Genomic DNA, 25,142 nt, shown 5'->3' on the forward strand with positions numbered 1-25,142 from the left:
ATATTTGTCTGCGTAGAAGCAGGCTTAAGCGCAAGTGGTTTAGTGGGAGGTTTAGGAGCTTCGTGTGGAGCTGCTTTGACGTCTACACGCTTAACGAGAACATCAAAGTAATAGCCCGTATTCTCTCTTTTCTTTCTACGCTTTCCCTGAGCTTCTAGTGAAGAGCTCATGAGTGGATTTTGTGTAAATGTTTCAGGCGTCTTTTTGTGAATTGATTTGTTTGTCGATTCGCTTTGGGCTATGAGCAATCGCAATATCTCAGCGGTTATGGGTGAGTATGTTCGTGAGCGTTGAGGCAAATGAAAGAGTGACAGGTAAGCCTTGGCTTGGATAATTCTCCTGGTAACGCAAGAAGAATGGACAGTAGGGCTCGTGCTTGCTTCCCTTCTCTATGTGTTTGCTGCTTAGATTGATGATGATGGTAGAGATTTAAGAAAAAATGATCCTATAAATCTTTGATCTGCTCCTTAAGTTGTTTCTGGAGTTCTCTTGGTCTGCGATCCATATGATTCAAAGCAGCAAGGAGATTTTCAGGAGCTAATGCCTCCTGCTCTTTGTTCACTTTCTCAGGATTCTCCAAGTCCTTCAGATCATGAGCAGCTCTGTACTCCGTTATGAAGCTCCTCGACCTGTTGAGGAGTTAAGAGTGAACGGCATGGCCCCAAAGCAAGGGGGGTTAAGCGAGGGTTTGGAGCAGGGTCCGGCTGGCTTCTTCCGGATCATTGGAACTCATGATCGCGCTCACGACGGCGACGCGTTGTGCGCCGGCTGCGCGAACCGAGGGAATCGTTTCAATATCGATGCCACCGATCGCAAACCAGGGCACGGCCGCGTGACGACTGGCTTCCGTCACCCAGCTCAGGCCGGCCGGGCTGAGATCGCGCTTGGTCTTGGTGGCGAAGACGGGGCCAACGCCCAAATAATCGGCGCCCGCTTGCTGGGCCTCGAGCAGGTGCTCGAGGCGGTGGGTGCTGCGTCCGAGCAAGCGTTCTGGGCCGAGCAGCTGTCTCGCTTCTGAGAGGGGAAGGTCGTCCTGGCCGAGATGCACGCCATCGGCATCCACCAAAAGCGCCAGATCAATGCGGTCGTTGACGATGAATAGTGCCTCAAAGCGACTGCAAAGTGTTTTTAGGGCTTGTGCTTCCAGTAAGCGTTGTTTGTCATTGCCCTGTTTGCGGCGGTATTGAACCAGGCTGACGCCGGCCATCAGAGCGGCTTCAACCCCGTGCAGTAAGCGCTCCAGGTTGTTGTCTCGATCGGGATCCGTGATTAGGCAAAGCTTGGCGCCCTCGAGGCGTTCCTGTCTGTGCTGTCGTCCGCAGGCTTCGAGAATCCGCACCTCAAGGTCATAGAGCCCGTAGCGGATCTCAGCTGCGGTGCTGGCCAGGTCTGGATCGAGATTCCGCCCGAATTCCTCCAACACGCGCAGGGCTTCCTGCACCCGGCTGGCATTGGCTTTGATGATCGCTGGCGCGGAGCAACGACTCGTTTGAGCGGGATGGCCCAGACCGGCGGCAACGTCTGTTGCGGTGGAACGGGCCCGGCGGTAGCGATCGTGATGCTGTTGCCCCAATCGCTGCCGCCAGTCTTTGAGTGGTAAGACGAGATCGTCCCGATCCAGTCCAAAGCGACACCAGTCCTCAATGACACGCAGCCCTTCTCGTGCTCGATCCAGGTTGGCGTCGATTAGCCGCGCCACTCGCAGCTTGGCGTCTGCTTCGACAACCATCAGCTCCATGGCAGTCTGAGAAGGATCGCATGCTCCCCGGCTGCCATGGACAACAGCGGATCCGAGAGCACCATGCACGTGCTCGTTTGGGGGATCATCCTCCTGGGCGGTATTGGTGTGTTCATCGTCTGGGGACTGTCGAATGCTTACCCAGCTGCGGCCTGAAGCCGTTGACGGGCTGCATCGGCGTCCTGACCGATTTGTGCACTGAGCTCGTCAAGGCCTGAAAAGCGTTGTTGTCCGCGAAGCCGTTCCACCGGCTCCACGACAAGCTCCTGGCCGACGAGTTCGATGCGCCTATCGAGCAGATGCACTTCAACGGCTGAAGGCGAGTTGGGGTCCACGGTGGGCTGGGGGCCGAGATTCATGACCGCCGGAAGCGCTTCGCCATCGCGCTGAGTCCAGGCGCGAGCGGCATAGACGCCAAGACCTGGCAAAAATTTGCGCCCGTCCACTTGCAGATTGGCGGTGGGCCAGCCCAAATCACGACCTAAGCCGCGTCCGCGCACCACCGTTCCCCGGAAGCGGTAGGGGCGGCCAAGCAGTGCGCTGGCGGTTTGTAGGTCGCCATTCGAGAGCGCTTCGCGAATGCGGCTGCTGCTCATCCGTCCCTCGGCATCTTCCAAGATCGGCAACACCGACACCTGCACTCCAGCAGCCTCCGCTAAGGCCCGCAGAGTGTTGGTGTCGCCTTTCCTGCCACGACCGAATCGGAAGTTGGCCCCCACAGCGATTTGGCGTGCTTTGAGGCAACCGAGCAGCACCTGCTCGACAAAGTCGGCAGCGCTGAGCTGCGCCAGTTGGCGGTTGAAAGGCACCAGGACCAGTTGCTGGATGCTGAGCGGCTCCAGGAGCTCGAGCTTCTCTTCAGGAAGATCGAGGCGCAGGCGTGGCTCACCGTGCAGCACTTCCCGTGGATGCGGCCAGAAGCTCACCACCGTGGGAATGGCATGGAGGTGATCCGTTTCGGTCACAGACGAGATCACCCGCCGATGGCCCGCATGGAGGCCGTCAAAGCTGCCCAACGCCAGGGTGGTGGGGGTTTTGGCCTGCTGTGGGGAGCAGAGATGAATCAACGGCGTTGTGCACGGATCTGTGGTTAATGGCAAGTTTGGACGACAGACCTCCTACCTCGCATGGCCGATCGGCTCGATCTTCAACTGCTCGCCCTTGGCTTGCGCCGCTCAGCGTGGATTCGCTTTTGGACGCAAACCGGGCTTGGAATTGTGATCTTGGGGGTGTTGACGTTCAACAATATCGGCGGAAGTTTGAGCAGAAACGCTGATAAAGCCTTGGGATTGGGTCCGGGGCTGTCACTCACCACGCTGTCGTTTTTGGTGTTGCTGTTCAGCCTTTGGCAGGGCTGGTTGGTGGTCCGGCTGGGGCGCGCCTTAGACAGTGGTGCGCGACCGAGTCGGGGTGAGGCGAGCCGCACGATCAAGCGCAGTTTGTTCGCTGATCTGTTGGGTCTGGTTTTTGCTTCAGTTGGCTACCAATCTCTTGCTGGCGCCTTGTTTGTGCAGGCATCACAGCAGACGCCAGGCATTGCCATTGGTGCCAGAGGGGCGAGTGAAAATATGGCAATCACCTCCTTGGAGATGCTTTCGGTGCTCAGCAACACCCAGGTGTTGTTTGCCCATGTGATTGGGTTGATTTTTTCACTGTGGATGCTGCAAAGGATCTATCGCACGAGCTGAGCGGATGGGGCTGAGCCGACCCACCACTCAACTATTGATCGATGTTTAGTTGGGGTAGGGAGGAGAGACCTCCTCGCCAGAAAAGCTCCGGTTGGATGGGTGTGAGTGAGGGTGCATCTGCTTGGATTTGGGCCACGTCAGTGGGCCAGTCGCGGGGACCATCACCGCCCGATTCAAAATCCTCGACAGCTTCACCGGCGAGCCAGTAATAGGTGCGGCCACGGGGGTCGACCCGAGGGCTGAATTGCTCGTCATAGCGGCGGATCGAAAGGCGGGTCCAGCTCAGTTTCCCCATGGCCTCTTGCTTGCAGGGGGGAACGTTGAGATTGAGCAATAGGTTTTCTGGCCATTGATCGGCAAGGGCTGCTTCGGCTACCTGGATGGCCAAGTGTGCGGCGGCTTGGAATTCTCTCCACTGAAAACAGGCACTGCTCACGGCCATCGCCGGTAGGCCCTCCAGCGTGCCCTCCATCGCGGCTGCCACGGTGCCGGAGCAAAACACATCGGTGCCGAGGTTGGGGCCATGGTTAATCCCTGAAAGCACTAGGTCTGGCTTTTCAGGAAGCAACTCAAACAGGGCCAATTTCATGCAATCCGCCGGGGTGCCGCTGCAGGCCCAGGCCTTGATTCCAGGTTCAAACAGTTCATCGGCCCGCTCGGCACGGATAGGTGTTTGGAGGGTTAGCCCGTGGCCAGTGGCGGATCGCTCTTGGTCGGGACACACCACCGTGACCTGATGCCCGGCTGCTGCGGCCGCTGCCGCCAGGGTGCGGATGCCGTCGGCAAACACGCCGTCGTCGTTGCTGATCAGGATCCGCAGGGGAGTCATCAGAAGGGTTGGTAAGCGTTGGTTGGAACCTAGTCGTGATGGCTCCCTAGAGTCATTGCCGCGAAACCAATGCCTTGAGCGCCACGATCTCCCTGCAGCAGCTCACTGATCAGCTGGACGCCCTAGAAGCGGCGGCGGCGGTTGAGATTCAGGCGGCTGCCGATGCCACTGCCCTGGAGCAGCTTCGGGTGGGTCTGTTGGGCAAGAAGGGGCGGCTGTCAGCTGTGCTGGGGGCGATGGGCAAGCTGCCGGGGAATGAACGCCCCTTGGTGGGCCAGCGCGCCAATGTGTTGAAAACCTTGGTGCAGCAGCTGCTATCTGAGCGCCTGGAGGCGGTGAACAGTGCTGCGATGGCGACAAGAATCGCAGCTGAAACCCTGGATGTCACGGCGGCTCCGCTAGGGGTTCCGATGGGGCACCGGCACCCGTTGATCACCACCACCGAGGAGATTGTTGATCTGTTTTGCGGCCTTGGTTATCAGGTGGAGGAAGGCCCTGAAGTGGAGACGGATCACCACAACTTCACGGCACTGAACATTCCGCCTGAACACCCGGCGCGCGATATGCAGGACACCTTTTATTTGCAAGACAACCTGTTGCTGCGCACCCATACATCGCCGGTGCAGATCCGACACCTTGAAACCAATCCACCCCCGGTGCGGATCGTGGCTCCAGGCCGGGTGTATCGACGGGATGCGGTGGATGCAACCCATTCGCCTGTGTTTCATCAGGTGGAGGTGCTGGCCATTGATGAAGGCTTGGATTTCAGTCACCTCCGCGGCACGGTGATGCAGTTCCTCAAGGCGTTCTTTGGTGACCTACCGGTGCGCTTTCGCGCCAGTTACTTCCCGTTTACGGAACCCTCTGCTGAGGTGGATGTCCAATGGCGAGGGCGCTGGCTTGAGGTGATGGGTTGCGGAATGGTGGATCCCGCAGTGTTGGAGGGGTTAGGCCTTGATCCCGATCGTTGGAGTGGTTTCGCTGCCGGTTTGGGGGTAGAGCGTTTCTGCATGGTGCGTCATGGCATCGATGACATTCGCCGCCTGTACACCAGTGATTTGCGCTTTCTGGATCAGTTTTGATTCAATTCATCTTTCTTCGATCTGAAAATCACCCGTGACGGAATAGGACTCGTGTTCAATACCAGTTGCATTGCTTTATGGGATCTTTGCTATTGCATAGGGACTTTTTAATTACTCCATTAAACTGTCGTGTAATATTCGAATGAGTAGTCTAATTCCATCATCTTTTTTTAGATTGTCGAACGCTGGTATTCCGCTTTTTTTGAATTCTCTAAGGTCATCTCTTAATTCTGGGTGGAATTGACATGTGAATGATCTGCGAGTTTGTCGAGTGTCGTAGTCCCTATAGTTGATACATGTTGCGGCAACTTCTGTGCACAACCTGCCTTCAGCGGTTGTTGAACACAGAATTTCAATACTGCTCGGAAGATTGAACAACCAAGAAAGTTCAGATATCACAAGCTGGTTCCTTGCGGGCAGAAGTGATTGATAGAGATTGCGATAGGCCCAATTCGCAAACAGGATGGCTTCTTCGTTGACTTCGTCGGTATGGAACATAACAATATTTAAGTCCTTTTCGTGAGAAATTGATTCTTCAATTACACCATCATATTCTTCTGCAGTGATTGCTTGAGTGGTGATTAATTCGGCTAGCTCTGGGTCGGGATGGGAGCTTGATTTTTCATAATGAATGATTTCACAGTGACCCGCCTCTGGAACTTCGTTGATCCCTACGGCGAATTCTGGATGATCCCAGCCCTTCGCAACAATTTTGTCGTCTTTGACGATTCTTAGTTTTGTTCCTAGAGCCTGAATTCTATTGCAGACTTGTTTTAAAGCATTTCTAGAATTGGGCTGATTGATTAGGATGTCATCAATAGTCTCCAGAATCTCGTGAGTTGCTTTTTTTATTAATCGTATATGTGCTTGCGCGGCAAGCTGATGTCCAAGGCAGATAAATATAGAAGGAGCACTTCTAAGTCTCCTTGATAAAATAAGCTCCTCACTTAGATCGAGGAGATCAGCATGAGAGCAATTGGTATTATCAAACGATTTGCTATCTCTTACTGTTGGATGCCCGCCTTCAAATACAACAGCTAGAGAAGACGTAAGAACATGAGCGAGTTTTTTTCGGTCCATTAAGCCAGATTTCCACAAAGGGAACACAATTGAGTCGCAATCAGCAATTCTCTGTGCAAGCCATGCAACATTGATTGAGGCTCTTACTGGTTCGCCGATAGTGTTGAATCCAACATGATCAGCTGGTTCGACAATGCAAATGGATTGATTGAATGCAAATGGAGTATTGATAAGAGTGTCTAGATCTTCTTGGCATGTAATCTCTTTTTCTAATGGAGCAGAGTCACCCCATCCATAATTGATTGAATCAGATGTATCATTGTCATAATGAGCTTGTAACAAACTCGGAGAGTGCCGATCTCGTAAGAATTCAGAGAACAGGGCCTGAATGGATTTGAAGCTTGACTTCCCAGGTCGGTAGAACCCAGGAAGGACTCGCCAGGACATGGCTTTATCCATCTTCAAATGCGTGGGATAAATATCTAAAATTTTACACTATTAGTTCTTTCACTCTGCTTTTTAAAACTTGTGGTCAATGACTTTGTGTCTGCAGCCTTTGTTACATTTTCGGTAAAGGCATTGGCTTGATTTGTGTTTAATCAGCGAGGCCGAACTGTTTGAATTGAGCAAGATGGTTGGCGAATCAATCTAACCTGCAATAGAGGCGAGGCAATTCTCAATGCTCTCAGGCGCAAATTTATATCTGATGTTGTATAGAATTAGTGCTCAGGACTCAGTGCGTGCTGCCCGCCACTGCAATTTCAAAAATATGAATCTCAGAGACTTGTCATAATCATCACAAGTGCGAACCTACGCTAGTCAAGCTGTTTGGCTATTATATACTTAACATTGGTAGTATCGGCTGATTCAGTTTGGATTAGCGAGAGTGAGTCGCTACTGTTTTGCTCGTGCTCTCTCTTGTAATGCTTTTACGGTAGTCATGTTTCTTGGCGTCATTCAGTGGCCCCAAGAAATCAGTTTGCTGATCGTTCCTGAAGGCGTTGACGAAAGGGGTGACAGCGTTCGTCTCCTTAAGGGCCTTTTGTCATATCTCAAGGCAGGCACTGCATGGGATTGATGCTTAACTAATTGTTCATGTCGACAGAGCAATGGTGACTCCCAGTCTGATGCTCTTGAGCTTCATCCTGTCTATTGGCTTAATTCCAGCAAGCCAGGCTAAAGATCCGGCAGCACTCAAACTTGGGAAGTGCGACCCTGCTGGCGCAGTTAAGACGCTTGATACAGGATTAAGGAAAGGAAAAAGCTTGAATGATTCGATGACAATGGTCATTCAAAGCAAGCAATTTGATGGCTCAAATGCCTGTATTACGTTCATTCGGGAAGCCTCTATGGATCAGCGTGAAACATTTCCCTATGTGTTCAAGAAGCTTTGGATGGAGTAGTTGTCATTCTCCTGTTCACTCTTTGTTGAAAACTAGGGTAATTAGATTTCTTTTATGGTAGTAGTCTTGGCTGTTCTTGTAAGTCTAGGGTTTTTTAAAGGCATCCATACTTCTGTAATTGCTGTCCCTGGAATATTTTTCATGCCTAGGTTTGAGGTCTCTTGCTTCCATTCGTTAAGTTGTAACTTTGATGTATGTGTCTTAGGTATTCCTTGATCAACATTGCCTAAGAAGTGGCTATGCAATGCCGGTAAAAGTACCTGGCGGTCATTAGTAAGATTAAAAGCGGCCAGTACTTAGGCTCCTAGGTGTTATTTGTAAAGGCTTCTAGTTTGCATGCAATGCAATGACGCAGAGTTAGAACTTTTTTGATCAAGTCGTGTATTGGGTCAGCTTTTAGGTGATTGGAATTACACCTCTATTGGATCAGCTTTCAGCGACTCCATCAAGAGGTCGAATCGGACTGAGTCTCCAAGGCAGCACATCGTTATTAGGAAATGGCACATGAGGTACCCAGTCAAATGAGCCTCTCGACTGACATCGATTCGATCTTTATAAGCGTCTACAGTCTCATTAAGTTCGAGACTTGCCTGTAGGCACAAGTTCTCAATTCTTAAGGATGTCATGCATTCTCCCGGTAACACTACTCTGAATACGCATCTCATGCTTGGCATCAGTCGGTATACCTACGTGCTTAAGTGTGTTTGCTTCACGACCAGTAGATTTGCGGGTGAACAGGATGTACTGCTGTTTGATCATGATGTTCTCTTGTTAGGGGCTCTCTTCAGCTTTCTTCTTTGTTTGGATTAATGCATGGCTAACTCGCAATTTTCCACTATCAATGTGGATGAAAAGGGTTGCGACCCAATCGCTTATGGCTCTCCTTCCTTGGTTGCCTATGTTTGACCCATCGTCATTGCTAACGACGATCTCGGTAGAAAGCTTGGGTCTGTCGAGTGCTGGTATGTCATCACCCCTTGGTGGTTCCTTCTGAAGGTGTGAACGAACTGATCGATCCGGTCGAACCTCCTTCACAGTGGATGGCTGCTCTTTTGTTTTGTATTGGGTAGGCGTAAAATGTCAGCTTGAGCGCTGATTGTGTAGCGCATTCCTGATTGGTAGTTGGCGATTGTTTCTTGATTCTGATGTTTCGTGTCAATGATGAGCGAAACTAGTTTGTGTTTTAACAGCTTAATTCTCCGTTTCTGTTATAGCTCTGGTATTGATTTGAGTAGGTGTGATCTGTTTTGGAATATTGAGGCCAGTTGTGTTTAGAACTGGCTTGGATCGGCCTTCCTCACTGAGATTGTTGGAAAGTCCGTTGATCTCAAGGCTGTGGTGGTTCAGACTTGCTTCCCCTGCTAACACTCTCCCATCGCAGGCAATGTTTTCTTCTGCTTTTGCTTACAGCAATGGTGCTTGTTTGTGTGCCGTGATGGTTGGCTGAGTGCAGGTCAGCTGAAGACTCCATTCCTTCTGATGACTGCTTCAGACCACTGATACACCAAGGGTTTTTGTCGTTTACTGCTGCTTGAATGTCTGTCCTCAGTGTGTTCGACGGTTCATCAAGAGCCTTGGAGATCGTTCGGATCGTCTCACGCCATGAGTGGTCGTTTCTCTCGCAGCTCCTTAACCGTGGCGATGCCTCTGAGACGCGGCTGCCCTTGCCTTCGGTCCTGTGCAACATCCTGACGGAGCTCGGACCTGTGTATGTGAAGTTGGGTCAGCTGTTGAGTACACGCCCCGACCTGCTGGGGGAGGACTACATCGAGGCATTGAGTCAATTGCAGGCGGATGTTCCAGCCGTGCCTTGGGAGCAATTGAGATCGCAACTGGAGAAGGAACTGGGCTGCTCTGTCGACAAGGCGTTCTCAACGTTCACCGACACGCCGATTGCGGCTGGAAGTGTGGGGCAGGTGTACAAAGCAACCTTGCCTGAGTTCGGTGCTGTAGCGGTGAAGGTGTTGAGGCCAGGGATCGCTGCCCAGGTGGAAGAAGACGGTCGCTTATTGCGCAAGATTGCTGCCCTCGCTGCAGCAACGTCTCTCGGTGGTTTGTACGACTTCGTGGGTCTTGCCGATCAGGTGCTTGAGGCTTTGGTGCGGGAGCTCGATTTCAGGATTGAGGCCTCCAATACCTTGCGTCTGCAGCGCAGTTTGGAACAGTCGAGTTTCGTGCCTGACGCTCAGATTCGTCTGCCCCAAGTGGTGCAGCGGTTGTCGAGCCGCAGCGTGCTCGTGCTCGAGTGGATCGAAGGCGCATCAATCCTGAGCCCTGAAGCTCACGAAGCCCTCGAGGCTGGGCCTGGATTGGTGGCAACAACAACGGCGCTGCTTGGTGCCTTTGTAGAGCAGTACTTCGTGGAGGGATTTTTTCATGCGGATCCCCATCCCGGCAATCTCAAAGTGCTGGCCGATGGCAAGGTGATCCTGCTGGATGCGGGAATGGTGGGTCAGTTCGATCCACGTACGCGCAGCAACTTGCTGGATCTTGTCTTGGCCCTGATTAACCAGGACGGAGCCCGGGCAACGGATGTGTTGGAGCAAATTGCGCCACCGGCACGGGGGGTGAAAGTGGATCGTCAGCACTTGCAACGGCAGCTTGATCAGCTGATTGCCAAGAGTTTTTCCAAGCCATTGGAGGAGCTGAATTTCGCCCTATTTCTCGCCGCATTGCTGCAGCTGGCTAATCGCTCAGGATTGAGGGTGCCTGGAACCCTTGGCCTGTTTGTGAAATCGGTCACCAACTTGGAGGGGGTCGGCAATTCTTTGAACCCGGCGTTCAGTTTCACCGGGGAGATGCAGCCCTTGGTGGCTCAACTGCTCGCTCGTGCCGTGATGCTGCCTCAAGAGCGGCTGATGCAGTTTGGCCTTGATTTGCGCAACCTCACGATTGACTCCCCGCGCCAGCTGAGTCAGCTGTTGCGGCGCTTCAGCAGTGACGACTTGGTGTTTGCCATTCAGCTGGAGGGGCTTGATGCCATGCGCGCCAGCTTGGACCGCATGTCGCAGCGGGTGTCCTTGGCAATTCTGGTGGCATCGCTATTGCTTAGTGCCACGGTGATGGCCACCTTGGCCCAACAACCTTTGCTCAGGAACGTTAGCGAGGGGTTATTTATTGGAGCCACCTTGTTTGGCCTCTGGCTGATTGTGTCGTTGCTGCGCTCTAGTCGTCGATGAGTGCGATCAGGACGAGGCGCGTTTGTTGTTATTAACGAAGCCAAGGGTGTTTGAGTCCAAAGAGATCCAGTTGATCCATCACGAGTTTGTTGATGGTGCGACCCAGTACAACCTGTGGTTCGTCGTCGCGAATCTGGATCACAGGGTGTTGAAGGGGCTGAGACTGCGTTGTTCCCGAGATGATCTTGCGTTTGAGCAGTGAATTTCCGGCTTCTAAACCACACACATAGGCACGCTCCTGGCAGAGCCCTTTGGCGCCGAATTCCCGATCTCCCATCCGCACCCAATCTCCAGCGCAGACGATCGAGGCCATCGACGTTTCCAGCGGTGGCCGCTGCTTGAAACTTCCCGGTGAAAACAATGACACCGACCCGGGATAACGCCGCACCTCCTGATCCACCACCTGCGCTGTGCGGAAGGCCGGCTGCACCTTCGGCAACAACTCCTGCATGAGGCAATCGACAATCCCCTGATCGCTGAGTTCAGCAATTGCTGTGGCGTTATAGAAGTCGCTTGCAATCACCGAGCCCTGTACTGGATCTGCACCCCAGAGCTCCTGCTGACTGTCCCTTTGCAGCTGATCGAGCATGAAGAAAGTGGCGCCGGATCCCCGAAGTGCCTGGAAACGCGACAACACATTGGCGGGCTCGGCAACCGGCACTGTGCGATCAAGCCACAAGCGCACGGACACCACATCAATGGCGCCGAGATTGCCTGCCCGCACCAGCTCCGGGGACAGAGCCGCGCACTCTGGGGAGTTGGTCATCAGTGCCCCCATCCCCTTAGCGCCCACCGCGAGCACCACGGCATCCACATCGTTGATAACAGAGCTGCGGCCCGTGGCTAGCGAGAGGGTTTCAACGGAAGTCACCGTTGTTCCATTTGGGGAGACGTTCAGCCGCGATGCCAACGTTCCCCCAAGCACTTCCAGATGATGTTGCTTGCGCAACCGCTGACTGAGCGGAGCCAACAGTTGCTCTGCGATGCTCTTGCGCTTGATCCAGCGCACATCAAAAGAATCCTGATGGGCCAGTGCGTAGTAGTACAGCAACTCCATCGTCACCGCCGCTGAGAGCTCCTCAGGTGGCTTGAACAGTCCCACCAGCAGGATCGGCCGAAGGAACTCATTGATCATCCGATCGCTGATCCGCAACTGTTTGAACAGCGTCAGTGCATCGATGCCGTCGTACTGCTGGTACACCGCATCGTTGCGGTTCAAATCGAGCATGGCTACCAGAAGTCCGGCGATGCTGAGCCGATCGGCTACTGGTAACCGCTTGAAGTTGTTGATTGTGGCGAAGGCCTGGCCCAGAGGGCTGGGTAGCTGCGGGCCATCACCGAACACTGGAGCTGTGGCTTCCAGACCGTTGGGGGACCAGAAGGCGCTGGTGGTGAACTCGGTGAAACGGTTGCCGAGTTTGAGTTCTTCCGTAAGGGCATTGATATTGGGGTAGTCCTTCCAAAACCCCCGCGTACCGGCCTCGAATGGTTTGCCGCTTGGGGTGGCGAGCGGGGTGCTGCCCGTTGGATCGTTCATCCCGTCGATCAAGGTCACCCGAACCCCGGCTTCGCAGAGGGATTTGGCGGCACCCCAGCCAGCCCATCCCGCTCCGATTACAACCACATGGGAGGGGGTGTCGCTTGGCATCGCTCGGACTTGCCACAGGTTGCGGTCTGAACGCTAATCAGGCCTGGTGGTGGGCCGGCGTTGGCTTCAAAAAACAACCTCACGCTGCTTGCAGCCGATTTTTCTCATAAAGTGACTTCGTTCTTTTGAAACGCGATCGGTGCCCAGGGTCGGACTGATCGTGAATGACGGAAAGTCGCTCGCCGTAGAGACCGCTCAAACGATTCAGGAGCGTCTGGAGCTTGCCGGACATGACGTGGTGCGGGCCAGCAGTTCTGGAGGGATGGTGGGTTTCGCTAACCCAGATCAGCACCTGCGCATGTTGGGGTACAACGCCTGCGTGCCCGAGGGGTTTGATGACTCGATGGTGCTGGCAATTGTGTTGGGAGGCGATGGCACAGTGCTGTCGGCTGCCCGACAAACGGCACCTATTGGTGTGCCGATTCTGACGATCAACACTGGCCATCTCGGCTTTCTTGCAGAGGCCTATCTGGGTGATCTTGATAAGGCTCTCGAGCAGATCCTCACCGATCGCTGGACGATCGAGGAGCGCGCCAACATGGTTGTGAGCGTGATGCGCGGAGATCAAAGGCGCTGGGAAGCCCTGTCTCTTAACGAAATGGCGTTGCACCGTGAGCCACTCACCAGCATGTGCCATTTCGAGATTGCGATTGGCAGGCATGCGCCCGTAGATATCTCTGCTGATGGGGTGATCCTGTCGACGCCCACCGGATCCACGGCCTACGCCCTTAGCGCCGGTGGACCTGTGATCACCCCCGATTGCCCGGTGCTGCAGCTCACTCCGATCGCGGCTCATTCCTTGGCCTCGCGTGCGCTTGTTTTTAGTGATCAGGAACCGGTCACGGTGTTTCCTGCTACTCCTGAACGTCTGATGATGGTGGTGGACGGCAGTGCTGGTTGTTACGTCTGGCCTGAAGACCGGGTGTTGATCCGGCGCAGTGACCATCCCGTGCGCTTTGTGCGCTTGTCGGACCACGAGTTTTTCCAGGTATTGCGCAACAAGCTGGGCTGGGGACTCCCCCATGTGGCGAAGCCGGATCGTCCATGAATGAGCAGGGAGTGTTGTTGCTGGTTGGTTCTGAGGCCTTGCATCTCAAAGATCGCCTAGAGGCTTCGGGCTATCCAGCGTTGGAGTGGGGGGCTGGAAATAGCACCATTGCAGCTTCTGGCCAGCAGCCGATAGCTGCGATCGTGTCGCCGGGCCAGATGCCTGAGGTGAGTGAGCTCCGCCAGAGGTTTGGAACGCTGCCGATTTTGCTGGGCGTGAACGAAGACAGCATTCAGGCTCGAGAGCTCTGCTTCAGTTCTGGGGCGGATGATTTCTGGTTGGCCACCAATGCACCGAGCGATCTCCTGCAACGCTTGCGCCTCCATCTTTCTCTTCAGAAACGCATGGAAGAGCTCCGTCCCGTGATCGTGGTTGGTGATTTACAGCTTGAAACCAGTAGCGGAATGGTGCGTCGTGGGACCCGGTCGATTGGCTTAACGGAGCGAGAATCGTCGTTGCTGCTGTTGCTGTTTAAGGAGCGGGGCAAGGCCGTGAGTCGTGATCAAATCCTGCGTGAGGTTTGGCACGATGATCAAGGGGTGTCGAGCAATGTGGTGGAGGTGTATATCCGTTATTTGCGTCAGAAGCTTGAGGCGGCAGGCGACACACGCTTAATTCACACCATTCGTGGCCGTGGTTATTGCCTCAATAACGGCGTTCCTTTCCTGAAGAGCTCTTGATGGACGTATCTCCCCCCCAGCCACAGCAGTTGCCGCTTGAAGCTCAATGGTGCGTTCGCGACGACACCTGCGTGCTTTTAGAAGTGGCGGACCAGCCCGAAGAACAACGGCTTGGATTAATGCAACGTCCGGCTTTGCCGCCTCTGAGGGGAATGTGGTTTCCGTTTAAGCCGGCACGCCCGTTGCGCTTTTGGATGCTGAATACGATTGCGCCACTCGACATGGTGTTTGTGCACCAGGGGGAGGTGATTGCGATTGAGGCTGATGTGCCCATTTGTCCAGCAATGCCCTGCAAGTCGTTTGGGCCGATGGCTGACGCGGACGGTGTGATCGAGCTACGGGCTGGAGAGGCTAAGCGCCTGGGGGTTGGCGTTGGGAACGCGGTGGTGATCGAAACGATCCAATCCGTGACGCCAAGCAATGACGCCAGCGAATGAATTGGGAATGGCACGAGCTGGTGGCTCTGGCGTTACGTTTAAGTTGCGCAGGCGTGCCTAGCTGAAGAATCCTTTGGATTGAAGCCACAGCCCAACGGCGAGCAAGGGGCCAACGCCTGCAATGAAAAGAGTGATCTTGAGGCGCAGGGGTGACACCTGGGGTTTGCTTTCTCGGATTGCCATCCTGCGAGTTTCAAACTGCTTGATTCTGCCCTTTTTCGCTCGATGGCGTCAGTCCTCAGTCCTGTGGGGGAGCGCTTCCCTTGAGGATCAACACCGGATTCATGGGAGCAAGCCGCGTGCCATCGGCAAGGGGTTGGCCTCGCCAGGCTTGCTGCTGACTGACTTTCACGGAGTACTTGGCAGCTTCGAGCACGGGACGCAGCTCCGCCATGGCTTCCAGGGTGGCCAGGGGGATCACCACTTCACCCTTGGGGGCCATGCACTGGATCACGTGCTCCAGCAGGGATCGACGTTTGCGGCCACCGCCACCAATGAGCACGCGATCGGGAGCCGCTAAGACTGCAGGCACATTGTTGAGTTCTTCCATCGCATCGCCTTCCATCACCGCGGCGGGTTGAACGCCGAGGCGTGCTGCATTCGCGGTGATCAGTGAGGACCCGCCGCTGCGCTGTTCAATGCAAAGCAAGCGCAATTGAGGCCGCAGCCGCAGCGCTTCGAGGCCAACGCTGCCAGTGCCAGCACCCAGATCCCAGAGCACGCCATGTGCAGGAAGGTTGAGCTCAGCGAGCAATTGGATCCTCACCTCCCGTTTGGTCATCAAGCCAGGTCGGTCGGCGTGTTGAAGAAACACACCATCCTCCAGGCCAAAGAGTGGAAGTTGATCGGCTGGTGGAGTCGCTTGAGCTTCCGCGAGCAACACCACCAGATGGAGTGGGTGCAAATCGCTAGGCGTTGCTTGGGATGGGTCGAGCTTTTGCACCCGCTCACTGCTGTGGCCTAGCGATTCGCATAGCCAGAGGGCATAGGCCGATTCCAGCCCGCTGCTGTGCAAGCTTTGGCGGACCTCGTCTACGCCACCGCGACTGGGATCGGTGAGCACGGCCAAGGCGCTTGGGCGTTGCTGCAATCGCTGAGCCAGGGGAGCAGGATCGCGGCCATGCAAGCTGATCCATTGGGCGTCCTGCCATGGCCTGCCCAGTCGGGCAAATGCCAGTTGCAACGAGGAGGGGCCTGGATGAAAGCGCAGGCGTTCGCGTCCCAGGCGCTCGATCAAGATCCGGCCGATGCCGAACCACAACGGATCACCGCTGGCCAGCACCACCGCGCGCTGATCGCTCCCAAGGGCAAGCAACTCCTCGCTCAGAGCGATTGGATTATCACTGGCGATGCAACGCAGGTCTGCTGGGCACGCAGACCATTGCTGCAGTGCAGGTAGCAACCGTTTTGGGGCTGCCAACAGGTGGGCCTGCTCCACCAAGAGCTGAGCTCCGGGTGGGAGCGAGCCGGGAGCACCGGCGTCGGTGCCGATCACATCGATCATCACGCCATTGTGCTGCGTTCAGCTCAACGCCTTTTGCTCTCGATGTTGCTCAGCGGCGCACTCGACCGAGTGAGTGGCAGGACAAACCCTTGCGGCGGCTGAAAATAGACAGGTTTAGACGGAAATCCTTGAGGTTATTGGTTGTCGTTGGCGGTTACTGATTGGCATTCAATAGGGTTTGTCTCGGAGTTTCGCCATATTGGTTTTGATAGGCAGCGGAAAAATGTCCACGACTTGTGAAGCCAAAGTGATTGGCAACATCACCTACTTTGTTTAATTCCAACGAATTACGTAATTCAATCGATCTGAGTACACAGTTCACTTGTTCTAGGCGAATTAATCTCAGTATTTCCATTGGCCCCATCTTGAAATTTTCTTTGCAACCTTGTATGAGGGTTCGCCGTGAGCTAAATAGAATATCGCTGACATCATCAAGTTTTAGAGGTTTGGTGCTGTTTTCGAATCCCCAGTTGATAAATTCGTGAATAAGTTGTTGGCGAGGTGCTATTTCAAATAATTTAAAGCACTGGCTTTTTGTGCCCTTAAACACTTCGAGCATCAATGTGAAAATGTGACAAGTGTGTAGTGATCGAAGCTCCAAATTGATCAATGGATTTTTAAAATGCCAAGCAAATTGCTGAACGATTTTCGTGTAAAGATTAGGCGGTAACTTCAGCGAATTGCTTGTATAGAGAGTTTCTAATAGTTCAAGTTGTCCGCAGTGCGCAAGGAAACCGCTGAATTTCTTGGCTGAGGCGATCGCAATCAAACTTGTTGATCCCGCTGTTAATTGAAAGTGGCTTTCTGTGAGGTCAGGTTTAAATCCATGTAGAGAAAAGGGCTCAATCGCTTGGCAAAAAATTCGATGGTCATCGAAATTGCCACTGATTTCTAAGCTAAAGCAGATGCAATCATTCCCGCGCTCGCCGTTGAGTAAGAGCAGCTGATTGGTTTGAATGCTGAGGATGCTGAGGTCTTTGAGGTGGACCACAGAAAAGTGGCCCTCAAGAGGACCGGAGGACAGCTGCAGAACGTCAAAAACTTTCCCCAGCCTCAATAGTGCAGCTGCTAACTCGCTGGCGCTGTTGAAGTTCGTGCTCCAACTGACGCGTGCAGACGTTGCGGAGGGGATGGAGAACTGGCTAAGTGTTGCGCTTGGCATTTGCAACATGCTTCACGCCTCTTGCAACGACGCTGCAGATTATGCATAAATTTTCCAATAACTGGCGAATTGCTCATGCAAGTGAGAATTTGCGAAAATTGTCGTTTCCCAAATAGCTGTGTTGCTGCAGCTGTGTGCTGCTGTTTCCAGAGGTGGTGTTGTCCTTTTCCAGCCTTTCCGACGCGTTAGTTGCCGGGGGATGCATTCGTCCCACCACGTTGCTTGCGGGTTTAAGGCATGGCGCGGTTTCGCCTAGGCGTTTCCCAGTGGCCCTGCTGCTCACGGCCAGTGGCTTGATTGTGGAACCGTTTGCTTGGTTGCAAACACTTTGGTTTCAGCGCGGGATTCAGGCTTGCACTTGCCCTGATGACCCGGTGGTGGTGATTGGTCACTGGCGCAGTGGCACCACCTATCTGCATCAACTTTTGGCGGCTGATCCAGGTGCCGCAACCGCTTGCAACCACTTCACCATTGCTCCGCAGGCTGCCTTGGTGCTGAAACCTCTGCTCAAGCCCTTGATGAAGTGGATGATGACACAGCATCGTCCAATCGATGCTGTGCCCTGGGGGGCAGAGGATCCCCAGGAAGACGAGGTGGGGTTGGCCCGGCTCACGATGGATACCAACATGGCTGGCGTTGCTTTTCCTCAGAATTACCCAAGGCATTTCCGCCGAGCCGTGCTCAACAGCACGGTGGAGTTTGAGCAGACGTTGCTTCAGTTCACAAGGCTTACCTGGCTGCATGAGGGAGCTGGTAAAACCCATCTGGTAATCAAAAATTCTGCGCACACCGCTCGGATTGCTCTACTTCTCCGTCTCTTTCCGCGGGCTCGCTTTGTCTATTTGCATCGGCGGCCGATCGATTCGGTTCGTTCACTGGTTCAAGTGAAGCAGCGCCTGGCTCACTTGGTGGGTTTGCAAGAGCCTCCATCCAGCCTCCAGCAAGTGGAGGAAACAGTGGCGGCCCATGACCAATTGCAAAAGGCCTTCGCGCGTTCGCGGCATTTGATCCCAAAGGGGCAGCTCGTGGAGATCGCTTATGACGACTTGGTGCAGTCCCCTCTGATCACGCTGCAGCAGATCTACAGCGCTCTTCAGATCAGCGGCTGGGGCTCAGCGCGCGATGCCATTGCGGCGCGCATCGCCATGGGTGCGGCCTATCAAGCCGAGGCGGTTGTGTTGGAGCCGGAGGCTGAGCAACGCCTGCAGGCCTTGCTCAGCTGAGCCGGCGTTGTCTCCTACTGACCGAAGGCCACCTGACAGGCCGCATTCAGCAATTGGGCCTCATTGGCATTCATCGGTGTTCCGCCGTTGAGGGTTCCATTGCGGCAGTTGGCGTTGAAGCGCACGGTGTCGTAGCCGTTGTCGGCTTCAAAACTCACCACATCCCCAGTTGCCGTCACGCTTGGGTAGTAGAGCGTGTAATCGGAGTTTGGGACTTCGATGTAGCTCACTTGGCTGGACTGAGCTGAATTCACCAAGCTGTTGATGGTGCCAAAGGTGGCCATGCCAGCAAGACCCCAGGCTGCTGCTTGACCGGGATACCAACGCCAATTGTTGTAGTAAGACCCGCCGTACCAGCCGTTGTTCCAGGGGCGGTTGTTCGACCAGTTCGACCCGCTGTACCAACCATTGCCGTAGCGATCCCAGTTGTTGACTGCATCGCGGCGGGTCTTGGAGCGATTGTTCACCCGATCACTCCGGCCGCTCTGGCGTTGATCCGTTCGGTTTGTGCGTCCCTGCTGACGGGAATCAATGTTGCTGTTGCGAGTGTTTTGGCGCGTTCCCCGATTGTCTCCGCGGCTGGTTTGACGCTGATCACGGGTGCCGGCGCGTGAGCTTTGCCGATTGCTGCTAGTGCTGCTGCGCGTGGTTTGGCGGTTGCTGCGGGTGGATTGCCGAGTGCCCTGGCGGCTGCCGCTGTAGGAACTGAAACCTGTTCGTCCACTGCTGGACCGATTGCTGGAGCGGGAACCACTGCTGCGCGAACTGCTGCGCGAACTGCTCCGAGAACTGCTGCGGGAACCACTGCTTCGCGATCCACCTCCTCTTGAGCCACCGCCTCTGGAGCCACCGCCGCCTCGTCCGCCGCGTTGGCTGATCAGGAGTTCTTCTGTGGCGGTAGGTGTTGCTGCTTCAAGGGGGGTTTGGGCTGAGAGGGCTGCTGCCGGTTGCAGCATCAGCAAGAGCCCGATCGCTCCTGACAGACCTGTTTTTTTAGCTTTGCTGCTCATTTTTGAATGGCCTCCATGAGGCGAGCGCAACCGTTGTCAAAGCAGGTCACATCCACTCGGCCGTTGTCCGCGAAGGCCATGCCGATGAGGGTGCGGCCTTGAATGGCATGACCGCCTTGGGTCAGGACATCGGCCAGGAAGGTGGGATTTTTGACGCAAAACGCCTTGCTGTTAAAGCAAAGCTCTTCCGTTTTGAAATTGATCGATGCGTTTTTCACGGATCTCCAAGGTGCGCCTGCATAGGCCTGTCCCTCGATGCGGACATAGGGGTCTTCAATCACGCGATAGCTCACCGTGCGTGATCCAAAGCGATGGCGATATTCCGTGGAGTCATCCACATCAATGGCCGTTACCTGGCAGGAAAAGTTGGGGGAGGTTGGGGTGCTGCAGGTGGTGTCGAGAACGTATAGCTCCTCGGCGATAACCGCTGGAGCGCCAAGGCCGCTAAAGAGCGCCAGCAGAGCTGTCAGCACCTTGCTTCGTTTGGAAACAAGCATGAAAATGGTGGATGCGCGGAGGGGTAAGACCTCCATCCCTTCAAGATGGCCACAACGCTCGCGGTGTGATTGGAATGTGCACCAATGGGATCAAGGAGCGTCGTCAACGCCTGCACGACATCCTTTTGGCACTTCTGGCCCAACAGGGTGATTTAGAGCTGATGGATGTGGATAATCCCTCGGGGTTGGTAAGCGGTGGCAGCCGCGATGCGCCAGCGGACGCCGCGCGTTGGTTGGAGCGCAATCGACGGGTGTTGCAGCGCTATCAAGCCCTGGTGCGCACAGCGGTGACGCTCGATGCCTTGCTTGATGCGGAAGACGGCATCGCTCAGGAACCTTCTTGATGGAGCAGTTGTTGTTCGCGGCCAATGATCAACAGCAGCAAGCTGATCGCAAACAGCAACCCCGTGATCACTGCCATGACCAACATCGTTCCCGCCAACCCCTGGGTGTAGGCCTCTCGCAGCAGTTCGATTAGTTGCTGAGAAGCAGACCCCTCAATCGAAATCGGGCTGTTGCGCAGAAATAAACGAATTTGCTCATCGAGTTGGGGCAGGTGTTCCAAACCCAGGCCGGCGGCCTGCATGCGGCTGTGGAGATCGTTGAAGCCAAAGCCGCTGATCATCGTTCCGCTGGCGGCGAGCCCAAAGGCAAAGCCCAGCTGCCCGCTGGTGGTGCGAAATGCCAGCACCGACCCAAAGCAATCCTGCGGTGCTTCCTGCACAAACAGAGCGGATTGCGGCACCGCCACAAAGGCCAGGCCGAGGCCGGCCAGCATCAACGGTGGCAGCAACTGCCAGTAGGGCGTTTGCACTTGCACGATCGCGAATAGAGCCAGCCCGAGCACCAGTGCCAGGCTGCCGCCCGCCATTAAGACCAAGGTGCGCCGGCCCGGACCCATCCAGCGTCCGGCATAGATCCCTGCCACGCCAAAACAAATCAGGAAGGGCAGCTGAGCGAACGCCACCGCACTGGTGCTGTATCCCTGCACCAGCTGCCAGAAGTTGCTGGTTTGTAGTTGCACCACTGCTTGCGCCACATTCCATCCGATTCCATTGATCACGGCTGCGGCAAAGAAACCGCGCAGGTACAGCCGGGGCGGAAAGATCGGTTTGCGGCTGCGGCGCTCAATGCTGATGTGCAGCACAAACAACAACAGCCCGCTGCAGGCCGGCAGCCAGAAGCTGGGGCTGCGCAGCCCTAAGGCTGCGTGGTTGATGCCAAACAGAAACAGCACCATCGCGCTCGCGATGCTCGCTAGGCCGGGAATGTCGGGCTTGAGGGCGCGATTGCCTGGAATGGCTGGCAGCAGTGCGGGTAAGAGCAGAAGGCTGGCGCTGCAAATGATGGGCACCAGCAAAAAGGACAGGCGCCAATTGATGGTGGCCATCCAGCCACCAATCAGGGAACCGCTGATGAAGCCCACCACGATCAGCAGGTTCCAAAGGCCAAGGGCGGCGCTCACTCCAGTGGCGGGTGTCACGAAGCGCACGCTTGCAAAGGTGCTGGTGAGAACCGAGCCCAGGGCGATGCCGGTGAGGGCACGGCCGAGCAGAAACAGGCCCGTCTCGATGGAGAACATCGAGAGCAGGTTTCCTAATAGAGCCAGCAGCAGGGAGGCTGCCAGCACCCGCCGTCGTCCAAAACGGTCGCCGAAAAAGCCCATCACCAACACCGATGCGGCTTGGGCCAAGGTGGAAACGCTGGCGCCTAAGGCCAACACAGCGCCATGCATCTGCAAAGCATCGCTGGCTTTCACCAAGGCGATATTGGCAACGCTGGGGTCGATCAGCTGCAGGCTGGCGAGGATGCCCAAAAAGGGGATGCAAGCTAGCGATTGCAATTCCCTCAGACTGCCTATTCTCACTGGGTTCTCATGCGTTCTCAATCAGGGCACCGCCAATGGCGAAAGGGTGTGGGCTTTGTTGCCGGTGACCGTTTAAAAGGATGTAGGGGCGAAAGGTTCAGGTGCCTTGCTCCTAGCAAGGCCCTGGCTCTTCCGGCCAGCTCTGGCAATCTGGAGCCACTTTCGGCCTCTGCATGGCACCGCTCGGACTGTCCGCATTGCGTTCACGGCTGAGCCGCGGCTCATCAGGGAAGGGTTGGCAACCACCAGAAGCCAGTTGGAGCCGCTCGTTTGGCTTGGGCTGGCAGACCCCGTTTACGGTGCGCTACGCCAGCAACCTCGACGATGGCCCCTGGCATGGGATGCCCCTTGGTGGCTTTGGTGCAGGTTGTATTGGACGCAGCTCCCGTGGTGATTTCAACCTCTGGCACCTCGATGGGGGTGAGCATTGGTACGGAAGCATTCCCGATTGCCAATTCGCGCTCTGGGAAAAGCAAGGCGATCAGGTTCGTGTCCATGCGCTAGCGACAGAGCCAGCTCGCGATGATTCCAGGCCAGAGTCAGGCAAGCCTCTCAGCAGCTGGCAGTGGTATCCAGCCAGTACGGAGGAGAACAGCACCGGCACCTATGCCGCCCGCTACCCCTTGAGTTGGAATCACTACAAGGGGGTGTTTCGCGCTGAAGTGAGCTGTGAGGCTTTCAGCCCGATCCTTCCTGGCGATTACCAACGCAGCAGTTATCCGGTCGCGGTGTTCCGCTGGACCCTCACCAACCCCACCAACAAGCCCCTAGAAGTGTCGCTGTTGCTGAGTTGGCGCAACACGGTGGGCTGGTTCACCAACACCGATGCATCGGCGGAGGTGCACTTTCGGGATGACGGCAGCCCCGAGCACAACTACGCCCCAGCGATTGGAGATGGCGAGGGCCAGAGCAACCGCTGGATCGATGGCGATGGCCTGAGCGGGGTGCTGCTCGATGGCAAGCGCTCAACGCCGGTTGCGGAAGGGGAAGGGCAGTGGTGTTTGGCTTTGCCAGACACGCTGGAAGGAGTGGAGCTGATGCGCTGCAGTCGCTGGGATCCCAGCAGTGATGGTGCCGAGCTCTGGCAGCCCTTTGCCGCGGATGGGGTGATCCCCGATAGCAACAACGATCGTGCCAGCCGTAAGGGCGAGCATGCCAGTGCGGCGATCGCCGTGAAATTCACCCTGGCGCCTGGTGAAACCCGAGAGATTCCGGTGGCGATCAGCTGGGATTTACCGGTTACGAGCTTTGCTACAGGGGTGCGTGACCTACGCCGTTACTGCGATTTTTATGGCGTTGATGGCTGCCATGCAGCGGCGATTGCGTCAGAAGCACTGCGCGATTGGCGGTCTTGGCATCAACAAATCGAAGCTTGGCAAGAGCCGGTGTTGGCGCGTAAGGAGCTTCCTGAGGAGCTGCGCATGGCGCTGTTCAATGAGCTCTACGACCTCGCCAGTGGCGGCAGCCTGTGGACGGCCGCCACCTCAAAGGATCCCTATGGCCGATTTGGGGTGCTCGAGTGCCTCGATTACGCCTGGTACGAAAGCCTTGATGTGCGCTTGTACGGTTCCTTTGCCCTGCTGCAGCTCTGGCCGGAGCTCGATAAGGCGGTGATTCGCAGCTTTGCCCGTGCGATTCCAGCGGCAGATGCCACTCAACGGCCGATTGGTTGGTATTTCACCCAGGGCCGCGGCAGGGTGGAAGCGGACCGCAAGGTGAAAGGGGCTACACCCCATGATTTGGGAGCACCGAATGAGGTGCCGTTTGATGCCACCAACTACACCGCCTATCAAGATTGCAATCTCTGGAAAGATCTCGCCAGTGATTACGTGCTGCAGGTGTGGCGCACGTTCAAATTGGCACCCACTGGAGAAGACCTCAGCTTTCTGGCGGAGTGCTGGCCTGCGGCGGTGCAGGCCCTGCATTACCTCAAGCAATTTGATGTGAATGACGATGGCTTGCCTGATAACGGCGGAGCGCCAGATCAAACTTTTGATGATTGGCCGCTCAAGGGGGTGAGTGCCTACTGCGGTGCGCTCTGGATTGCGGCATTGGAAGCGGCATTGGCGATGGCGCAACGGCTGCAGTTGGAGCTGGGGCTAGACACCGGCGATGAGCAGCACACCTTCAGTGGCTGGCTAGAGCAATCACGCGCCAATTTCGACAAGCTGCTTTGGAACGGTGAGTACTACGACATCGATGCCGAAAGCGGCACGCCGGTGGTGATGGCCGATCAGCTCTGCGGTGATTTCTATGCGCGCTTGCTGGGATTGCCTCCGGTCGTGAGTGAGGCCAACAGCCGCAGCACCTTGAAGGCGGTAAAGGAAGCCTGCTTTGACAACTTTGCTGGAGGATCGCTCGGGGTAGCTAATGGTTTGCGCCGTGATGGCACACCCTTAGATCCCAATGGCACCCATCCCTTGGAGGTATGGACGGGGATCAACTTTGGAATCGCGAGTTACTACCGCTTGATGGGTGAGGGCAAAACAGCAGAAGCGATTTGCTCTGCGGTGGTCACCCAGGTGTATGCCGGTGGCTTGCAATTTCGCACCCCAGAGGCAATTACGGCGGTGAATACCTTTCGGGCTTGCCACTACCTACGGGCGATGGCGATTTGGGGCCTGTGGGCTACGCATACCGATTGGGAAACGATTCCGGGTGCGCAGCGGGTGTAGTCATGCCAACTCAGATCGCTTTTCAATCATCGCTGCCACGATTGGGGTTGACCTAGTTCAGCAATACCGTGGGGTAGAGCCTGGCCTTTCATGTCAGCCGTTCATCGGGATTGCTGGATCACCTTTATGTAGCCCGCGGGACGTGCAGCCGCGGAGAAGTATTCAAGTCGCAGGATTGAGAAAAAATTGAGCAGCTAGAGTGTGCATTACGGCTTCTTGAATGCTTCTTGTCGCAACCCCAATGTTGAGCTTGTTGGCTTGGTTGAGACAGTAGGCGGCATTCTTTGTGAGGGTGCTTCCTATACAGAAGCAGTTGAAAATGCTCCGGAGTTTGATTGCATGCTTGGAGGTAATGGTGAATTTAATGCGAGTCATTTTACGGCCTAAGTTTGAGCTAATCTCAGCTTATTGCTGTTGCTATTTTGAGTGCTAAAGCCCATGGTTGAGTGGCA

The 25,142-nt window shown here is 55.4% G+C and carries 23 protein-coding genes; 12 read left to right on the forward strand and 11 right to left on the reverse strand.

From position 1 onward, the window contains the following. Window positions 1-676: 676 nt before the first annotated feature. Both SYNC_RS03770 and SYNC_RS03775 read right to left on the reverse strand, forming a co-directional pair. A complete protein-coding gene (locus tag SYNC_RS03770; protein WP_041426911.1) occupies window positions 677-1,738 on the reverse strand; it encodes a thiamine phosphate synthase in 1,062 nt (353 codons plus the stop codon). Between the two features lie 137 nt (window positions 1,739-1,875). Further along, the gene (locus SYNC_RS03775; RefSeq protein WP_011618734.1) at window positions 1,876-2,805 is read right to left on the reverse strand and encodes a bifunctional riboflavin kinase/FAD synthetase; all 930 of its coding nucleotides are present in this window, start codon (window positions 2,803-2,805) and stop codon (window positions 1,876-1,878) included. Between the two features lie 60 nt (window positions 2,806-2,865). Between SYNC_RS03775 and SYNC_RS03780 the strand changes: the two genes are divergently transcribed. Next, window positions 2,866-3,426: a DUF3611 family protein gene (locus SYNC_RS03780; protein ID WP_011618735.1), complete on the forward strand. Its 561-nt coding sequence runs from the start codon at window positions 2,866-2,868 to the stop codon at window positions 3,424-3,426. Window positions 3,427-3,457: 31 nt separating this feature from the next. On the opposite strand, the gene surE is transcribed toward SYNC_RS03780, so the two are convergent. Then, the gene (gene surE / locus SYNC_RS03785) at window positions 3,458-4,255 is read right to left on the reverse strand and encodes a 5'/3'-nucleotidase SurE (RefSeq protein WP_011618736.1); all 798 of its coding nucleotides are present in this window, start codon (window positions 4,253-4,255) and stop codon (window positions 3,458-3,460) included. Between the two features lie 74 nt (window positions 4,256-4,329). On the opposite strand from surE, the gene pheS reads away from it, so the two are divergent. After that, window positions 4,330-5,337, forward strand: coding sequence for a phenylalanine--tRNA ligase subunit alpha (pheS, locus tag SYNC_RS03790; RefSeq protein ID WP_011618737.1), 1,008 nt, complete (start codon window positions 4,330-4,332; stop codon window positions 5,335-5,337). A 111-nt stretch (window positions 5,338-5,448) separates the two neighbouring features. On the opposite strand, the gene SYNC_RS03795 is transcribed toward pheS, so the two are convergent. Further along, on the reverse strand, window positions 5,449-6,816 hold the full coding sequence (locus SYNC_RS03795) for a hypothetical protein (RefSeq protein ID WP_041426397.1): 1,368 nt from the start codon (window positions 6,814-6,816) through the stop codon (window positions 5,449-5,451). A gap of 481 nt (window positions 6,817-7,297) precedes the next feature. On the opposite strand from SYNC_RS03795, the gene SYNC_RS14965 reads away from it, so the two are divergent. The 3 genes from SYNC_RS14965 to SYNC_RS03805 all read left to right on the forward strand — a co-directional run bounded on the left by SYNC_RS14965 (window position 7,298) and on the right by SYNC_RS03805 (window position 10,939). Continuing rightward, window positions 7,298-7,435: a hypothetical protein gene (locus SYNC_RS14965; RefSeq protein WP_237699272.1), complete on the forward strand. Its 138-nt coding sequence runs from the start codon at window positions 7,298-7,300 to the stop codon at window positions 7,433-7,435. 31 nt (window positions 7,436-7,466) lie between these two features. After that, entirely contained in the window at window positions 7,467-7,760 is a 294-nt protein-coding gene (locus SYNC_RS03800; protein WP_011618740.1) for a hypothetical protein, read from the forward strand. Window positions 7,761-9,295: 1,535 nt separating this feature from the next. After that, window positions 9,296-10,939, forward strand: coding sequence for an AarF/ABC1/UbiB kinase family protein (locus tag SYNC_RS03805; protein WP_011618745.1), 1,644 nt, complete (start codon window positions 9,296-9,298; stop codon window positions 10,937-10,939). A 31-nt stretch (window positions 10,940-10,970) separates the two neighbouring features. Here the strand turns inward: SYNC_RS03805 and SYNC_RS03810 are convergent, their stop codons facing one another. After that, complete coding sequence (locus SYNC_RS03810) at window positions 10,971-12,587, reverse strand: FAD-dependent oxidoreductase (protein WP_011618746.1); 1,617 nt, start codon at window positions 12,585-12,587, stop codon at window positions 10,971-10,973. A gap of 139 nt (window positions 12,588-12,726) precedes the next feature. Between SYNC_RS03810 and SYNC_RS03815 the strand changes: the two genes are divergently transcribed. The 3 genes from SYNC_RS03815 to SYNC_RS03825 are packed head-to-tail and all read left to right on the forward strand — an operon-like array spanning window position 12,727 to window position 14,752. Next, complete coding sequence (locus SYNC_RS03815; RefSeq protein ID WP_011618747.1) at window positions 12,727-13,635, forward strand: NAD(+) kinase; 909 nt, start codon at window positions 12,727-12,729, stop codon at window positions 13,633-13,635. After that, window positions 13,632-14,315 carry a response regulator transcription factor gene (locus SYNC_RS03820; protein ID WP_011618748.1) on the forward strand — a complete coding sequence of 228 codons (684 nt, stop codon included), beginning with the start codon at window positions 13,632-13,634 and terminating at the stop codon, window positions 14,313-14,315. The genes SYNC_RS03815 and SYNC_RS03820 overlap by 4 nt, the downstream gene beginning before the upstream one ends. Continuing rightward, window positions 14,315-14,752, forward strand: coding sequence for a DUF192 domain-containing protein (locus SYNC_RS03825; protein WP_011618749.1), 438 nt, complete (start codon window positions 14,315-14,317; stop codon window positions 14,750-14,752). The genes SYNC_RS03820 and SYNC_RS03825 overlap by 1 nt, the downstream gene beginning before the upstream one ends. A 57-nt stretch (window positions 14,753-14,809) precedes the next feature. Here SYNC_RS03825 and SYNC_RS15125 read toward each other — a convergent pair whose 3' ends face one another. The 3 genes from SYNC_RS15125 to SYNC_RS03835 all read right to left on the reverse strand — a co-directional run bounded on the left by SYNC_RS15125 (window position 14,810) and on the right by SYNC_RS03835 (window position 17,427). Continuing rightward, the gene (locus tag SYNC_RS15125) at window positions 14,810-14,935 is read right to left on the reverse strand and encodes a hypothetical protein (RefSeq protein ID WP_011618750.1); all 126 of its coding nucleotides are present in this window, start codon (window positions 14,933-14,935) and stop codon (window positions 14,810-14,812) included. A gap of 55 nt (window positions 14,936-14,990) precedes the next feature. Next, window positions 14,991-16,256: a bifunctional cobalt-precorrin-7 (C(5))-methyltransferase/cobalt-precorrin-6B (C(15))-methyltransferase gene (locus SYNC_RS03830; RefSeq protein ID WP_011618751.1), complete on the reverse strand. Its 1,266-nt coding sequence runs from the start codon at window positions 16,254-16,256 to the stop codon at window positions 14,991-14,993. 154 nt (window positions 16,257-16,410) lie between these two features. After that, a complete protein-coding gene (locus SYNC_RS03835; protein WP_011618752.1) occupies window positions 16,411-17,427 on the reverse strand; it encodes a helix-turn-helix transcriptional regulator in 1,017 nt (338 codons plus the stop codon). A 125-nt stretch (window positions 17,428-17,552) separates the two neighbouring features. Here SYNC_RS03835 and SYNC_RS03840 point away from each other — a divergent pair, with 125 nt between their 5' ends. Next, on the forward strand, window positions 17,553-18,641 hold the full coding sequence (locus SYNC_RS03840) for a sulfotransferase (protein WP_011618753.1): 1,089 nt from the start codon (window positions 17,553-17,555) through the stop codon (window positions 18,639-18,641). Window positions 18,642-18,655: 14 nt separating this feature from the next. Here the strand turns inward: SYNC_RS03840 and SYNC_RS03845 are convergent, their stop codons facing one another. Continuing rightward, complete coding sequence (locus tag SYNC_RS03845; RefSeq protein ID WP_041426398.1) at window positions 18,656-19,651, reverse strand: hypothetical protein; 996 nt, start codon at window positions 19,649-19,651, stop codon at window positions 18,656-18,658. Beyond that, the gene (locus SYNC_RS03850) at window positions 19,648-20,148 is read right to left on the reverse strand and encodes a hypothetical protein (RefSeq protein ID WP_011618755.1); all 501 of its coding nucleotides are present in this window, start codon (window positions 20,146-20,148) and stop codon (window positions 19,648-19,650) included. Before SYNC_RS03850 ends, SYNC_RS03845 begins: the two co-directional genes overlap by 4 nt. A gap of 11 nt (window positions 20,149-20,159) precedes the next feature. Between SYNC_RS03850 and SYNC_RS03855 the strand changes: the two genes are divergently transcribed. After that, window positions 20,160-20,492, forward strand: a complete 333-nt coding sequence (locus SYNC_RS03855) for a hypothetical protein (RefSeq protein WP_011618756.1) — start codon at window positions 20,160-20,162, stop codon at window positions 20,490-20,492. On the opposite strand, the gene SYNC_RS03860 is transcribed toward SYNC_RS03855, so the two are convergent. Then, the gene (locus SYNC_RS03860) at window positions 20,477-21,964 is read right to left on the reverse strand and encodes an MFS transporter (RefSeq protein ID WP_237699273.1); all 1,488 of its coding nucleotides are present in this window, start codon (window positions 21,962-21,964) and stop codon (window positions 20,477-20,479) included. The genes SYNC_RS03855 and SYNC_RS03860 overlap by 16 nt on opposite strands. A gap of 224 nt (window positions 21,965-22,188) precedes the next feature. On the opposite strand from SYNC_RS03860, the gene SYNC_RS03865 reads away from it, so the two are divergent. Together SYNC_RS03865 and SYNC_RS14970 are read left to right on the forward strand one after the other, a co-directional pair. Beyond that, complete coding sequence (locus SYNC_RS03865; protein ID WP_011618759.1) at window positions 22,189-24,690, forward strand: GH116 family glycosyl hydrolase; 2,502 nt, start codon at window positions 22,189-22,191, stop codon at window positions 24,688-24,690. Between the two features lie 216 nt (window positions 24,691-24,906). Beyond that, complete coding sequence (locus tag SYNC_RS14970; RefSeq protein ID WP_237699274.1) at window positions 24,907-25,077, forward strand: hypothetical protein; 171 nt, start codon at window positions 24,907-24,909, stop codon at window positions 25,075-25,077. Window positions 25,078-25,142 lie beyond the last annotated feature (65 nt).

The sequence above is a fragment of the Synechococcus sp. CC9311 genome (assembly GCF_000014585.1).
Lineage (GTDB): Bacteria > Cyanobacteriota > Cyanobacteriia > PCC-6307 > Cyanobiaceae > Synechococcus_C.

Excerpts from the sequence above, each read along its gene's own strand:
- SYNC_RS03770 (WP_041426911.1), bottom strand. The coding sequence starts at position 1,738 with ATGGAGCTGATGGTTGTCGAAGCAGACGCCAAGCTGCGAGTGGCGCGG.
- SYNC_RS03780 (WP_011618735.1), top strand. The coding sequence starts at position 2,866 with ATGGCCGATCGGCTCGATCTTCAACTGCTCGCCCTTGGCTTGCGCCGC.
- surE (WP_011618736.1), bottom strand. The coding sequence starts at position 4,255 with ATGACTCCCCTGCGGATCCTGATCAGCAACGACGACGGCGTGTTTGCC.
- SYNC_RS03795 (WP_041426397.1), bottom strand. The coding sequence starts at position 6,816 with ATGGATAAAGCCATGTCCTGGCGAGTCCTTCCTGGGTTCTACCGACCT.
- SYNC_RS14965 (WP_237699272.1), top strand. The coding sequence starts at position 7,298 with ATGTTTCTTGGCGTCATTCAGTGGCCCCAAGAAATCAGTTTGCTGATC.
- SYNC_RS03800 (WP_011618740.1), top strand. The coding sequence starts at position 7,467 with ATGGTGACTCCCAGTCTGATGCTCTTGAGCTTCATCCTGTCTATTGGC.
- SYNC_RS03805 (WP_011618745.1), top strand. The coding sequence starts at position 9,296 with ATGTCTGTCCTCAGTGTGTTCGACGGTTCATCAAGAGCCTTGGAGATC.
- SYNC_RS03810 (WP_011618746.1), bottom strand. The coding sequence starts at position 12,587 with ATGCCAAGCGACACCCCCTCCCATGTGGTTGTAATCGGAGCGGGATGG.
- SYNC_RS03820 (WP_011618748.1), top strand. The coding sequence starts at position 13,632 with ATGAATGAGCAGGGAGTGTTGTTGCTGGTTGGTTCTGAGGCCTTGCAT.
- SYNC_RS03825 (WP_011618749.1), top strand. The coding sequence starts at position 14,315 with ATGGACGTATCTCCCCCCCAGCCACAGCAGTTGCCGCTTGAAGCTCAA.
- SYNC_RS15125 (WP_011618750.1), bottom strand. The coding sequence starts at position 14,935 with ATGGCAATCCGAGAAAGCAAACCCCAGGTGTCACCCCTGCGCCTCAAG.
- SYNC_RS03830 (WP_011618751.1), bottom strand. The coding sequence starts at position 16,256 with ATGATCGATGTGATCGGCACCGACGCCGGTGCTCCCGGCTCGCTCCCA.
- SYNC_RS03835 (WP_011618752.1), bottom strand. The coding sequence starts at position 17,427 with ATGTTGCAAATGCCAAGCGCAACACTTAGCCAGTTCTCCATCCCCTCC.
- SYNC_RS03845 (WP_041426398.1), bottom strand. The coding sequence starts at position 19,651 with ATGAGCAGCAAAGCTAAAAAAACAGGTCTGTCAGGAGCGATCGGGCTC.
- SYNC_RS03850 (WP_011618755.1), bottom strand. The coding sequence starts at position 20,148 with ATGCTTGTTTCCAAACGAAGCAAGGTGCTGACAGCTCTGCTGGCGCTC.
- SYNC_RS03855 (WP_011618756.1), top strand. The coding sequence starts at position 20,160 with ATGCGCGGAGGGGTAAGACCTCCATCCCTTCAAGATGGCCACAACGCT.
- SYNC_RS03865 (WP_011618759.1), top strand. The coding sequence starts at position 22,189 with ATGGCACCGCTCGGACTGTCCGCATTGCGTTCACGGCTGAGCCGCGGC.